Consider the following 12,908-nt stretch of genomic DNA (forward strand, 5'->3'; position numbering starts at 1 on the left):
GCGGGTCGATAAATCAACATAGCCCTTTCGTGTCCGCTCGTCGCCTGGGTAGACCTGCCATGGTGGCCTGGGGCGAACGTGCCGGAACAACGATCGTATTCGCTCGATGGTTGGCTGCTGCTATCGATCGTCCTATCGACAGTCTCTTTTGGGACAGTTCGGATTGGCTGCTCATAGCGCACCTGAAACGTTAGCCCGAAGGCAGCAATCCTTAGATTACCGGACGCTCCGAAGAACCCAGGAATTTCATTGCGTGGCCCATTCCGGACCATTCGGTGGATAGGCATTTGCTGGAATAGTGTGGAATGCTAGCGGCACCGCACTCCGCAACGCCCCGTTCAGCGAAATTCGAATGACAATTGTCCGGGCGGGCAGCAATTATTCTGCCGGTGCGTCGTAAGCATGATGATATCTCAGTCAGTGAGACGCCTCTTATTCGCATGCCATCCAACCGAATTCACAAGCATATTCGCTTGACGATTACTGTTTGCGGGCGTGTGATCAGCGGGTTGCTCAAGGGCTGCCGTCCAGCCCGTTATTGGCGTTTGAGAACTCCGGTCAAACTCAGGAGGAAGTCGGATGCCCATCTTCATCACACGTGGCCGCTATTCGGCAGAGGCCGTCAGGAACCTCGTTGCCAACCCAGAGGATCGCCTGCCTGCCGTCCGTAATCTGGTCGAGGCCGCCGGCGGGAAGCTATTGAGCTTCTATGTCACCCTCGGCCAGTATGATTTTCTGATCATCACGGAAGCGCCCAGCGCCAAAGAGGCGTCGGCGGCCATTCTGGCGGCGGCCGCATCCGGCAGCGTCACCGACAACGAGACGACGGAAGCGTTCACAACGGCGGAGGCCAAGCAGGTTTTTGCCGGCGCCGGCAAGGTCGCGGAGACCTACAAACGCCCAGGCAAGTAGCGCTCTTGTCTGCCCGCGCAGATCACACATCGTATCGAGAACGCGAGTGCCCGTCCCATTCGAGCACTCGGTTTGAAAGGACAAGACTGGGGGTGCCTTGCAACGCCCAGCCTTCGACCCGTGGGACACTTCAGGCCATCATCGCTTCGGTGCGCAGTCATGTCGAGCACGAGATCCCGAGGCTTCGAGAGGCGACCGAGGTCTCGTAAACGGCCGTTCGCGAAAAGCCCATGGCCTCCTCAGCGGTTGAGCACCCGTGCCCCGTGATGAAGCAAGCATCGGGACACCGCGCTTGGAGTCCCTGTCCTGGATATGAACGAAGCGTCCGGGTCATCCAAACCCACGGGAGATGAATCCATGCATATACTCGCGGCAACGGACTTCTCGACCCGGTCACAAGCGGCTTTGCGGCGGGCTGGCCTGCTGGCCAGGGGCAATGGCGCCGAGCTCACCATCGTGCACGTCGTGGACGATGATCGGCCGCCGGATCTCGTCGCACTCGTAAGGCGCGAGGCGGAGCGTGTTCTCGGCGGGCAGATCGCCGCGATCGCGGAGCTGCGCGGCCTCCCGGCGCGCGCGCTCGTCGTGGAAGGAGACCCTTTCGACGGCATCCTGCGCGCCGCCGCATCGACGCGGACGGACCTCATCGTCATGGGAGCCCCTCGCAAGCAGCTCCTGAGCCATATCCTTGTCGGAACAACCATCGAGCGCGTGATCCGCACGGGTCCATTCCCGGTCCTGATGGTGAACGGAGAGGTGGATCAGCCCTACCGGACAGCCTTGGCCGCCGTCGACATGTCCGACCCGTCAGCGAACGCCGTCAGGGTTGGTATGGCTCTGGGGTTGCCGGCCGGCACCGAGCTCACGCTGGTCCATGCCTTCGAGCCGCTGGCGAAAGGGAAGTTGATCTATGCCGGGCTCAGTCAAGACACCGTTGACGGGTACGTGGCCGAGGAGCGTGAACGGGCCACCAAAGACCTGATCGCGTTCCTCGACGCGAGCGGTCTCGACGATCGCAGGCGGCCGATGCGCATCGAAGAGGGCGCCCCCTTCGCAGTCATCTCCACGATCGTGGAGCAACTGACGCCCGATGTCCTGATCATGGGAACGCACGGCCGCACGGGCATCGCCAAGGCGCTCCTGGGAAGCGTCGCCGAGGAGGTCCTATGGTCTCTCACCATCGATATCCTCGCGGTCCCGCCCCTCCGATAACGTCGAAAGTCATTGGTACGGAAGCCCCGAAGCGACTTGCTGCCCTTATTGATTCAATGACCGGTTTTGGCACGCGTGCGACCTTAGCCGTACTTCCGCACCACTGGGATGAGCCGACCTTCGCACCGACATCCGCTAATACTCAGTTTGCCCCTGACCGGACATCTGGCCCCCCCGAGGTCTGGCCGGCGAGTATGTCTCACGTCAAGGGCGTGGTCTCACTCGTGAGGCTATTCAGACGATCTCGGAGAGCCCAACCGGCCTGCTTGGGCCATGCGGCAACTGCGAAGGCTGGCCCCTCCAGGTCCAAACCTGCACGGAGCGGCCAGTTCGGATCGAGCAGGGCTGCGCGAGCGAGCCCTACCAGATCCACCTGTCGCTCGCTGACGACCTTCTCCGCTTGCTCCGAACTGACAATGAGACCGGCCGCCATGGTGCGGGTGCCCGTCTCGCGCGCAAGCCGCTCGGCATAGGGCACGTGATAATCTGAGAAAGCATTGAAGGCCGCCCCGTCGAAGCCACCTGATGAGCAGTCGACGACATCAACTCCAAGCATATTCAACTCCTTCGCAAAGACGATCGTATCATCCATGGTCCAGCCTCCTTGGATGTGATCGCTTGCCGAGACACGGACGAAGACGGATTGGTTGTCCGGCCAGATCCGGCGCAGGTCCTCGGCGATCAGGAGCGGCAGGCGCATCCGGTGCTCGATGCTGCCGCCAAAGGCATCAGTTCTCCTGTTCGCGATCGGCGAGAGGAACTGGTGGAGCAGATACCCGTGCGCGCAATGCAACTCGACGATCTCGAACCCGGCCGAGAGCGCCCGACATGCGGCATCCGCAAAAGCCGTCCGGATATGCCCGATCCCGGAGTCATTGAGCGCTGATGGTTGGGCATAGCCATCCGCGTGGGCAAGGACGCTTGGAGCAACCGTGGGCCACGGTGCATCGCCGAGCTCGTCCCGGTCCGCTGCGATCACGGTTCCCTCGCCTCGCCAGGGTCGCCGTGTCGATGCCTTCCGGCCCGCGTGTGACAGTTGAATGGCCGGGACGGCGCCATGCTGCCTCAAGAAGCGTGCAATGCGGGCAAGCGGCTCGATCTGCCGATCTGCCCAAAGCCCGAGATCTCCATGAGAGATGCGGCCTTCGGGCGTCACGGCAGTCGCTTCGACCATGACTATCCCGAAGCCGCCCAGGGCGAAGCGGCCGAAGTGCACCAAGTGATGGTCGCTGGCAATGCCATCCACGGCCGAGTATTGACACAAGGGAGCGAGGACGAGGCGGTTCTTGACGGTCACGCCACGAAGCTGGAGGGGTGAGAAGAGTTCGCTCATGAGGACCACTTCTTCAGCCAGACTTCGCTCCCTGCGAAGCGAGATATGCCTACAATGCAGCCGAGGCCCCGCGACGGCAATGGCAGATCCATTCCCTCTATCGTGCCCGAGTACAACGGACGCCTGTCGCGAGAATTAGCCGAAGTTCGTTGAGCAGCCGGAATGTGAAAGGATGACCCTGACCGGACATCTTGCCGCGCTAGAGCATCGGACCCACTTTTGGGTCCGATGCTCCACTTTTAGAAGAGCGCATCGTTGAACGCGAAAAACGGGATCCACGTTGTGCTAACATAGATCGTCGATCCCGCACGATGCGCCAAGGCTGGCGCGATCTATCCTCTCGGTGTGCGGAGTGCAGGACGACGACAAGCCTCCAAATCGCTTCGGCGCCACTCGTCAGCGAATCTAATTCTGCTTTAAGTCCCGGGATCTACAATGACAGCCGCGATAGGCGTCACGCCGACCTGGGGAGATCGAGGATGAGATGCATGAAGCCTGCTACAATCCCCGTCGTTCTCCCGGCAGGAGTGCTTCGGTCGCTTTTGCGACACCGAGCTCACCGGCGGGTCGCTTATAGACCTCGGAATACGAACGCTCGGCCTTAGCAAATTCGACGCGCTCGATTCAACCGGCTCGCCTCTTGGGAAGGCGGGTTTCATCGACCCCTGACCTGAGCGTCGGGGAAGTGGGGGCTTCTCTCGGGCCATGGAGGCATCGATGAGCACCTATTCCTACGACCCGCATGGACTTGGCTCCCAAGCCGCACAACATCCTGGGCAGCAGGAGAATTCCTATGTTCAGACGAATCTTGTCTCCGACGGATTCTTGCCTGCGGCGCACACCGACCCGAACTTGATCAATCCATGGGGTGTCGCCAACAGCCGGACCAGTCCGTTCTGGGTTTCGGACAACGGAACCGGTGTAGCCACAATCTACGACGGCCATGGAACCTTGCTTCCGATCGGCGGGCATTCGTCGATCACGATCGCAGCACCTCTCGGACAGACGGACCCATCTGCCCCGACCGGCCAGGTCTTCAACTACACGCACAAGGGATTCCACATCTCCAGCAACGGGCATACCGCGTCAGCCAGATTCCTCTTCGCGACGGAAGACGGAACCATCTCTGGCTGGAATCCGAACGTGAATAGCGGCAGTTCCGTGATCGCTCTCGACAAGTCCCCGTCCGACGCGGTGTTCAAGGGTCTGGCCATCGGGAAAGCGCATGGCCACACCTATCTGTATGCGGCGGATTTCCATAACGGGGTCGTCGACGTCTTCAACAACCATTTTCACCAGGTAAAGCACTTCACCGACCCGAACCTGCCGGACGGCTATGCACCGTTCAATGTGCAGGCGCTCAACGGTCATCTGTTCGTGACCTTCGCCCTCCAGGACGCGGACAAGGAGGACGACGTCGCCGGCGCAGGCCATGGCTATGTCGACGAGTTTGATTTCTCAGGGCACCTTCTTCACAGGGTCGCCTCGCAGGGACCGCTCGACTCGCCCTGGGGCTTGGCCATCGCACCTTCCGGCTTCGGAGAGTTCTCCCGCGATCTTCTGGTCGGCAACTTCGGGGACGGGAGGATCAATGCCTACGATCCTCACAATTTCCATTTCCTCGGCACCGTGGATGATCCCAGCGGCAACCAGGTTGTCATCGGCGATCTCTGGGCCCTTGTGCCCGGCAATCATGGTCCGAACAGCGATCCGCACAGCATTTACTTCACCGCCGGGGTGGAGGACGAAGCGCATGGCCTGTTCGGAAGGCTCACGGCTTCTCCAGCTCACGCGCATCAGCATGCCGCAGCAATGGATTGGCTCATTTAATCCGTACGAGAGGATCCTTGGCGCGGGTTGCAGACGGATGAGCCCAGAGCGTCCGTCAACGCTTACGTAGTTCCTTACCCTCGGCTGGGCGCTTCACGCTTCCGGTCGTGGCGATGTCCTTCGTGAGGTCTGCCAGCTTGCCGCGCGACCCGACGGCATCTGCGCTCCATGCCACGTTCTCTCCGGGACGGAGTCCGGACACGAGCTTTCGGGTTTCGCGCGACACCGCCTTCCCAGCTTGGGCAAGAGGCGTGAAGTCCGAAACCTTGTGCCGGGATCCGACCCGGCCGGTGAACACCCGCAGGCCATCGGGGAACATGACCATGTCGCCCGGCCGCAGGGTGCTGTCCGCGAGAAGGGTGGGAAATGGGTTGTCCATCTCGCCGGGATGCCGCGCTTCGACCGGCGTCTTGACCTGCAGGACCTCGACCGCGGCTGGCTTCGGTTGCACAGGGCCTCTTCGCCGGGGCTGATCGTCAAAGGAGTTCGACTGAGCGTCCACGGGCTGCGGCACTGGAGCCGCCGGCACAGGCTGGGAAAAACCTCGCAGGAAATCAAACAAGCCTTGTGCCCGCGCAGGGACGGCGCCGATTGCAAGAGGCAAGACTATGGACACCGTCAGGAAGCCCGCGAGGGCTTTGACTCTGACACGCCTTGTTCCGATCCCAACCATTGTGCATCTCCTGCCGGCGAGGAGAGCAACGTGGCCAAGCTTTTCCTGTTCCTGGTCTTGTGATGTTTACGAAAAATAAACTTGATTTTGCGGTGCCTGCCCGATCGCAGGGAACGCAGGCGGGCCGCCGCGGTTGATTTGCCACCTCCTGCGAGGAGATTGGAGAGCGATCACCGATGGGTCACGACGCTGACGATTGGCCGGAAGGTTCCCTGATCACCATTCCTCACGCCTGGCGCGATGACGGACTCTGGCGCGACATCCAGATGGAAGCACGGAAGCGGATCGGTCGCGGGCTGCGCGAATTGTATCTTGACCCGCTCCGGCGGCCTCCGCCGCCCGTCCTGAGCAAACTTGTTCAGGAGCTTTCGAGACGCCGGGATGCTTCCGCTGTTCAAAGCGCTGATTGAGAGGTCACCCTCACGCGAGAGTCTTCATCCGAGCCTGAACTCGATCCGGTTGGGCCGCGGACCTGGGCGCCCTGTGGCGTGGAAGCCGGTCCTGGTCAGCAGCCGGATGGAGGCGGCATTGTCGGGTCGGCATTCGGCAAAGATTGGACGAGGCGCCAGCGTAGGATCAGCGCCAATCTGCGCCAGCGTCCCCAGAAGTGCTTCGGACGCATAGCCCTTGCCTTGGTAATCGACTCCGAGCCAGTAGCCGACCTCGATGCTCCCGTCCGCGTGATCGATCACCCCCATGGCCCCGATCAGCGTTTCATCGGGCAGCCGCACCGCGAAGAAGTATTCCTTTGTGTCGTTCTGGCTGCCGATAAGAGCCTCCGCCTTCTCGAGCGGGAAACCACCCTCCATGAAGGCCATCCATTGGCTGACAGTCGGGACATCGCTGATCCCGGCCAGCTCGGGAGCGTCCTGGATCTGCAACTGACGGATTGCCAGGCGTTCCGTCGTGAACGGCTTCAACATGCGTCCACCTCCGACCAATCCACTTTCTATCGTCCAATCTGGACGCGGTGAGGGCTTCGAAAGCATTTCGTTTCGGAGTTGCCGCGGAATGTGAGCGACAAACCGAAACGTCTCGTTCTGCACTCCTGCGACGTAAGCGTTTGGTCCGCTTCGGCACTCAAATCCCCCGCATCATAAACGTCATTGCTCAGGGAGGCCCGCTTCCCGTAATCCGTGAGCAAGCCGAGACAGAAACATCGGGTTACCTGGGGCTGCATCGACAGCCCGTGAAACGGTCATGCCTGGAAAAGCCTCGAGAAGTCTGGCCGCAGCCTGTCTGGCTTCCTCCAGGCGCCCGGCATTGGCGTATGCGCTCGTGAGAAGCCTATAGACCCATGTGGCACTCGGCTTCTCGCATAGAGCTTGCTCGATCCAATGTGCTGCCTCATCGTACTGACCTCTGGCAAAATGCGCATCTCCGATTCCGAACAGGGCATTGAAGTGCATCGGATCGAGCGGACTGAGGCGCATGGATCGCTGGAAATGCTCAATGGCTCTGTCGGGATTACCGGCATATTGGTTCGCCCAACCACTGCGAAGCCAAGCCCAGGCCGAGTTCGGGTCCAGAGCGAGAGCTTTTTCGATGGCCACAAGTCCGAGATCGAACTTCCTTACCAGGGCGAATGCGGCGCTCAGCACGGTCAAAACCAAAGGATCATTGCTGTCGAGAGAAGCCGCCTCCTGCGCAAGCTCGATTGCTTTGATCCGGTCCTTGGCTGGGCAGAGGGACCGCATGTAGCTCACGCGCTGCGCATGGCACCATGCGGCAAGCGCCTTCGGAAGAGCATAGGTCGGGTCAAGTGCGATTGCCTGCTCCGTCAGTCGAAGTCCCTCTGTCGTGGTTTCCGCATCCTGCGACCAGACGGCGGGCAGCGCGCGCATCACACAATCATAGGCATCAAGGCTGTCGGGCCGCTTCCGCTTGGCCCGCTCGATCTCGCTCAAGGTTATAGTTGGCTCGAGCGTTCCGATAATCGCTTCCGTGACACGGTCCTGAAAATCAAAGATGTCGGCAAGCTCACCGTCGTACCGATCGGACCAGATGTGGCTGGCATTCGTGGCATCGATCAGCTGGGCGATGATGCGCAGGCGATCGCCTCCTTTCCGGACACTGCCCTCCAGGACATAGCGCACCCCAAGCTCGCGGCTGACTTGGCGCACATCAACCGCACTGCCCTTGTAGGCGAAGGTCGAGTTGCGTGCGATGACGAATAGCGAACGAAAGCGCGAGAGTGCTGCAATGACCTCCTCGGCCATGCTGTCAGCAAGATAGTCCTGCTCGGGATCACCGCTCATGCTGATGAACGGCAGAACGGCGATGGAGGGCTTGTCGGGAAGGAGAAGTTGCTTTGCCTGATTCTTTCCAACGCGAGCGGGGGAAGCTGTCTTCAATGCGTAAGCTCGTATCGTCTCTTCAATGTTCTTCACCTTCTGTGGCCCAAGATCGGCAAAGGCAAGAGGCATCACCCTTCGCACATATCCATAGGCAATTTCCGAGAGGCAGACGCCACCTGGATCAGCGATGCTTTCCAGTCGGGCGGCGATGTTGACGCCGTCGCCCAACAGGTCGCCGTCCCGGACCATCACGTCGCCAATATGCACGCCGATCCGGAACCGGACGCGGCGCTCCTCGGGAGTATTCTGGCTCGCCAGTGCCAGGGCTCTCTGGATATCGATGGCACACTGAACCGCCTCCACCGCACTCGGGAACTCGGCCAAAACACTGTCGCCTGCCGTATTGGCAATTCTTCCGCCATGTTCAGCAATCCGTCGATCCATGATCTCGCGATGGGAAGTCAGCGTATGGAGCGTCCTGACCTCGTCCTGCTCCATGAGGCGCGAGTATCCTGCCACGTCAGCCGCGAAGATGGCTGCCAGCCGCCGCTCGACCTTGTGCTCCTGTCGGCCCATGGGAGCCTCGGTGCCGTTCCGCAAGGAATTCTGCTGCCGGCCGGGTCAGGTGTCCAGTCATTACCGACGGCGTCGGCAGCGCTGACTTCAAGCACTGACGGTGGCACCCGGTGTGAGCGGAACAGTATCGACCATGGTGCGCGCGGCCGCCCACCCCCACCTGGGGCGATAGCCCGAGGGCACCCTGCCCTGCGAGCGCGTACCAGCCTCAATCCTGCCGAGAACCCTGGACGAAATTCTACCGTGCCGCCAACATCTCCCGAATGCGAGCCCCCAAGGCCTCGACAGCGAACGGCTTTGTCATCACCGCCATGCCCGGCATGAGATGACCCTGGTTCAGGATGGCGTTCTCTGCGTAACCGGTGATGAACAGAACCTTGAGGTTCGGCCGCTTCACCAGTCCGGCTTCCGCCATCTGGCGCCCGTTCATCCCGCCCGGCAATCCCACGTCGGTGACGAGAAGGTCGATGCGGACATCAGACTGCAGGACCTTCAGGCCGGCGACGCTGTCGGCGGCCTCGATCGCGGTATAACCCAGATCCTCGAGCACTTCCGTTACCAGCATTCGGATCGTCGGCTCGTCATCCACCACCAGGACCGTCTCGCCATGCTGGGCCCGTGGAGCGGCGCTCAGCGCGGCCAGCGGATCGCTCACGTCGGCATCGCCGACGAAACGCGGCAGGTAGATGCAAACCGTGGTTCCCTGTCCGACCTCGGAATAGATGCGAACCTGCCCCCCTGATTGCCGCGCAAAGCCGTAGATCATCGACAGGCCGAGACCCGTTCCTTCGCCGATGGGCTTGGTGGTGTAGAAGGGCTCGAAAGCCTTGGCCTTCACGTCGGGCGTCATGCCAGTCCCGGTATCTGTCACGCACAAGGACAGATACTGCCCTGGAGGCATGTCATGGGCTTGGGCCGACCGGTCGTCCATCCACCTGTTGGCGGTTTCGATCGTGATCCGGCCGCCATCGGGCATGGCATCCCGCGCATTGATGCAGAGGTTCAGCAGGGCATTCTCAAGTTGCGGCGGATCGACGAGAGCGGGCCAGGCTCCGGCTGCCCCGACGATCTCGATGGGAATGGACGGCCCTACCGTGCGCTGAATCAGCTCCGCCATCCCGCCGACGAGCTGGTTCACGTCGGTGACCCTCGGGTCAAGGGTCTGACGGCGCGAGAAGGCCAGGAGACGATGGGTCAGGGCCGCGGCACGTCGCACGGCTCCCTGGGCCGCCGTCATGTAGCGTTCCACATCCTTGATCCGGCCCTGCGTCAGGCGGGAGTCCATCAGCTCGAGCGAGCCGGAGATCCCGGCCAGAAGATTGTTGAAGTCATGGGCCAGCCCGCCGGTGAGCTGGCCAACGGCCTCCATCTTCTGGGATTGGCGCAATTGCTCTTCAAGCTGGGCCTGGTCGGTAAGGTCGCGGCCGACGATGTGGAACAGGTCCGTGCCGGGATCGGGCACGGCCGTCCACATGATGGTCCTCTGGCCGCCGTCCCTCGTCAGGACGTGGTCGACGAAGCCCGTGACCGTCTCCCGCGCCCTCAGGCGCCGGACGACGTCGGCCGTCTCGGCATGGTCCGCCGGGTCGACGAACTCTGCGAAAGGCCGGCTCAAGATTTCCTCGTCGCTCCAGCCGAGCATGCGCGTCCAGGCCGGATTGATCGCCTTCATGAAGCCGTCGAAACCGGCGGTTCCCATGAGGTCGTTGGTCGTCTCCCAAAGGCGGTTGCGTTCCGCCGTGCGCCGCACCACCTCGCTCTCGAGCGATTGCTTCTGCGAGAGAAGGTCCTGCTGCGCCTGCTTCTGGTCCGTGATGTCGGTGACGGATCCGACATAGCCCAGGAACGCCCCATCCGCGCCGAACCGGGGACTGGCCGCGTCGATGGCCCAGCGATAGGTGCCATCCGCCCGTCGGATCCTGTATTCGAGCCGGAACGCCTCCTTCCGAGCATTCGCCTTAAGGAAGGTGTCCTCGGACCTGACCTGATCGTCCGGATGGATCGCTTGCAGCCATCCGAGCCCCAAGGCCTCGGCCTCAACCTGTCCCGTGAACTCGTACCAGGAGCGATTGAGATAGGTGCACCGCCCCTCGGCATTCGTGATCCACATCATGACGGGCGCATGGTCGGCCATGTTGCGGAAGCGATCCTCGCTCTCGCGCAGGGCGCGCTCGGTCCGAACGTGCCGGGTCGTCTCCGTGACGGTATCGAGCAGGCCGGCCACGCGCCCGCTCTCGTCCCGGACAGGGCTGTAGCAGAAGGTGAAGTAGGCCTCCTCGGGCTCTCCGTACCGGTTGACCGGCAGAAGCAGGTTCTCAAAGTAGCTTGCCTCGCCGGCGAGCGCCTTCTCGACGATCGGGGTGATGTCCTCCCAGACCTCGGACCAGGCCTCGCGAAAGGGCACGCCGAGAAGCTCAGGCTTGCCTCCGGCCAGGGGGCGATAGGCGTCGTTATAGATGCCGATCAGATCAGGCCCCCAGAGGAGATAGGAGGGGAACTTCGAGTTGATCACCATGCCGACCATGGTCCGCAGGCTCTGCGGCCAGGTCTGGATGGGACCGAGGGAGGTCTTGGACCAGTCGAAAGCGCGGATCCTGGCACCCATCTCCCCTCCACCCACGAGGAAGGTCAGGTCCGATGTAACAGCGTCGTGCGGCATGCGGCGTATCTAGTTTAGGACAGGCCTCCTGGCCAGTCCTCGAGCCCAGGCAAAGAAGCGCAGGTCCGGTCGGGGCACGCGTGCGACCGGAGCGCGAAGGCGGCGATCCGCATCGAACTGGACGTTCCAAAAGGCAGGGCATCTCGGCTCCTGACCCGAAAGAAAGGTTCGGAGCAGGCGGCAGGTCCATCATTGGCGGCGGAATGATGGGGGTACTGAGGGCATCGGGATCCTTGCCTCACTTCCGACAGCCGCTACCGTTATAAACTTATCCTGCATAAACTTGTCCCAACGGCAGGAAAGGCGGCACTGGTTTCGTCATGGCTGTGGAACGAATGCCTTGGTGGGCGTGGACATGGCCCGTGGTGGCCTGGGGTCTCCTCCTGGCGCTGCTCTTCGTGGGTCTGGGTGGCCCGATCGCTGCGGTGGCAGGAATCGTCCTCATCGCCACCGTGTTTGCGGCGGTGTACCACGCCGAGGTCGTCGCCCACCGCACGGGCGAGCCGTTCGGCACGCTGGTCCTGGCGATTGCCGTGACCGTGATCGAGGTGGCCCTCATCGTCTCCGTCATGATCGCGGCGCCCGGGGAGAAGGCCGGGCTGGCCCGGGACACGGTCTTTGCCGGCGTCATGATTGTGATGAACGGCATCGTCGGCCTCTGCCTGCTCTGGGGCGGCGCGCGCCATCACGAGCAGGGATTCCAGATCCACGGGGCCAGCGCCGCGCTGGCGGTTCTGGCGGCGCTCACCACCCTCACGCTGGTCGTCCCGAACGTCGCGTCGAGCGCACCCGGTCCGTATTTCAGCACGTCTCAGCTCGTCTTCGCCGGGATCGTCTCGCTGGTCCTCTACGGCGCGTTCGTGTTCATCCAGACCGTGCGGCACCGCGACTACTTCCTCCCGGACGTGGGCGGCGAGGACGTGCACGCGCCGCCGCCCTCCGACAGGACGGCCATGGCCAGCGCCGCGCTGCTGCTCGTTTCCCTCGTCGCCGTCGTGGCGCTCGCCAAAGCCCTGACGCCTACATTGGAGGTGGGGCTGGTTTGGCTCGGCCTGCCCAAGGCCGTGATCGGGATCATCATCGCGGCCGTGGTGCTGCTGCCCGAATGCCTGGCGGCGCTCAAGGCGGCTCAGGCCAACCGGTTGCAGACCAGCCTCAACCTGGCGCTCGGATCGGCCCTGGCGGCCATCGGCCTGACGATTCCTGCGGTCGTCGCCGTCTCGATCACCCTCGGCCAACCCCTGGAACTCGGGCTGGACGACAAGGGCCGGCTCCTGCTTGCCCTGACTCTTCTCATCGGCGTGATCACGCTCGGCACCGGCCGGACCACCGTTCTTCAGGGCATCGTCCACCTTGTCATCTTCGCGGCGTTCCTGTTCTTCGCCGTGGTGCCGTAAGGCCTTGCGAGGTGCTGCA

At 62.4% G+C, this 12,908-nt stretch carries 9 protein-coding genes; 4 read left to right on the forward strand and 5 right to left on the reverse strand.

Annotation, left to right across the window (positions count from 1 at the left end; all coding sequences use genetic code 11):
- The first annotated feature begins 579 nt into the window (after nucleotides 1-579).
- The gene (locus JKL46_RS16355; protein ID WP_201834722.1) at nucleotides 580-912 is read left to right on the forward strand and encodes a GYD domain-containing protein; all 333 of its coding nucleotides are present in this window, start codon (nucleotides 580-582) and stop codon (nucleotides 910-912) included.
- Between the two features lie 357 nt (nucleotides 913-1,269).
- Nucleotides 1,270-2,124 carry a universal stress protein gene (locus tag JKL46_RS16360; RefSeq protein ID WP_201834724.1) on the forward strand — a complete coding sequence of 285 codons (855 nt, stop codon included), beginning with the start codon at nucleotides 1,270-1,272 and terminating at the stop codon, nucleotides 2,122-2,124.
- A gap of 199 nt (nucleotides 2,125-2,323) precedes the next feature.
- Here the strand turns inward: JKL46_RS16360 and JKL46_RS16365 are convergent, their stop codons facing one another.
- Nucleotides 2,324-3,457, reverse strand: coding sequence for an NADH:flavin oxidoreductase/NADH oxidase (locus JKL46_RS16365; protein WP_201834726.1), 1,134 nt, complete (start codon nucleotides 3,455-3,457; stop codon nucleotides 2,324-2,326).
- Nucleotides 3,458-4,174: 717 nt separating this feature from the next.
- On the opposite strand from JKL46_RS16365, the gene JKL46_RS16370 reads away from it, so the two are divergent.
- Nucleotides 4,175-5,287: a TIGR03118 family protein gene (locus tag JKL46_RS16370; protein ID WP_201834727.1), complete on the forward strand. Its 1,113-nt coding sequence runs from the start codon at nucleotides 4,175-4,177 to the stop codon at nucleotides 5,285-5,287.
- A 55-nt stretch (nucleotides 5,288-5,342) separates the two neighbouring features.
- On the opposite strand, the gene JKL46_RS16375 is transcribed toward JKL46_RS16370, so the two are convergent.
- From JKL46_RS16375 to JKL46_RS16390, 4 genes are all read right to left on the reverse strand, one after another.
- Entirely contained in the window at nucleotides 5,343-5,738 is a 396-nt protein-coding gene (locus tag JKL46_RS16375; RefSeq protein ID WP_201834729.1) for a hypothetical protein, read from the reverse strand.
- A 656-nt stretch (nucleotides 5,739-6,394) separates the two neighbouring features.
- Nucleotides 6,395-6,883, reverse strand: coding sequence for a GNAT family N-acetyltransferase (locus tag JKL46_RS16380; RefSeq protein WP_201834731.1), 489 nt, complete (start codon nucleotides 6,881-6,883; stop codon nucleotides 6,395-6,397).
- A 180-nt stretch (nucleotides 6,884-7,063) separates the two neighbouring features.
- Nucleotides 7,064-8,857 carry an adenylate/guanylate cyclase domain-containing protein gene (locus tag JKL46_RS16385; RefSeq protein WP_246529350.1) on the reverse strand — a complete coding sequence of 598 codons (1,794 nt, stop codon included), beginning with the start codon at nucleotides 8,855-8,857 and terminating at the stop codon, nucleotides 7,064-7,066.
- Nucleotides 8,858-9,071: 214 nt separating this feature from the next.
- The gene (locus JKL46_RS16390; RefSeq protein WP_246529351.1) at nucleotides 9,072-11,492 is read right to left on the reverse strand and encodes a PAS domain S-box protein; all 2,421 of its coding nucleotides are present in this window, start codon (nucleotides 11,490-11,492) and stop codon (nucleotides 9,072-9,074) included.
- A 320-nt stretch (nucleotides 11,493-11,812) separates the two neighbouring features.
- Here JKL46_RS16390 and JKL46_RS16395 point away from each other — a divergent pair, with 320 nt between their 5' ends.
- Entirely contained in the window at nucleotides 11,813-12,889 is a 1,077-nt protein-coding gene (locus JKL46_RS16395) for a calcium:cation antiporter (RefSeq protein ID WP_201834733.1), read from the forward strand.
- Nucleotides 12,890-12,908 lie beyond the last annotated feature (19 nt).

Origin of the sequence: Microvirga zambiensis WSM3693 (genome assembly GCF_016735695.1) — a bacterium.
Taxonomy (GTDB): Bacteria; Pseudomonadota; Alphaproteobacteria; order Rhizobiales; family Beijerinckiaceae; genus Microvirga; species Microvirga zambiensis.

Coding starts and splice junctions, on each gene's coding strand:
- JKL46_RS16355 (WP_201834722.1), top strand. CDS start 580: ATGCCCATCTTCATCACACGTGGCCGCTATTCGGCAGAGGCCGTCAGG.
- JKL46_RS16360 (WP_201834724.1), top strand. CDS start 1,270: ATGCATATACTCGCGGCAACGGACTTCTCGACCCGGTCACAAGCGGCT.
- JKL46_RS16365 (WP_201834726.1), bottom strand. CDS start 3,457: ATGAGCGAACTCTTCTCACCCCTCCAGCTTCGTGGCGTGACCGTCAAG.
- JKL46_RS16370 (WP_201834727.1), top strand. CDS start 4,175: ATGAGCACCTATTCCTACGACCCGCATGGACTTGGCTCCCAAGCCGCA.
- JKL46_RS16380 (WP_201834731.1), bottom strand. CDS start 6,883: ATGTTGAAGCCGTTCACGACGGAACGCCTGGCAATCCGTCAGTTGCAG.
- JKL46_RS16390 (WP_246529351.1), bottom strand. CDS start 11,492: ATGCCGCACGACGCTGTTACATCGGACCTGACCTTCCTCGTGGGTGGA.
- JKL46_RS16395 (WP_201834733.1), top strand. CDS start 11,813: ATGGCTGTGGAACGAATGCCTTGGTGGGCGTGGACATGGCCCGTGGTG.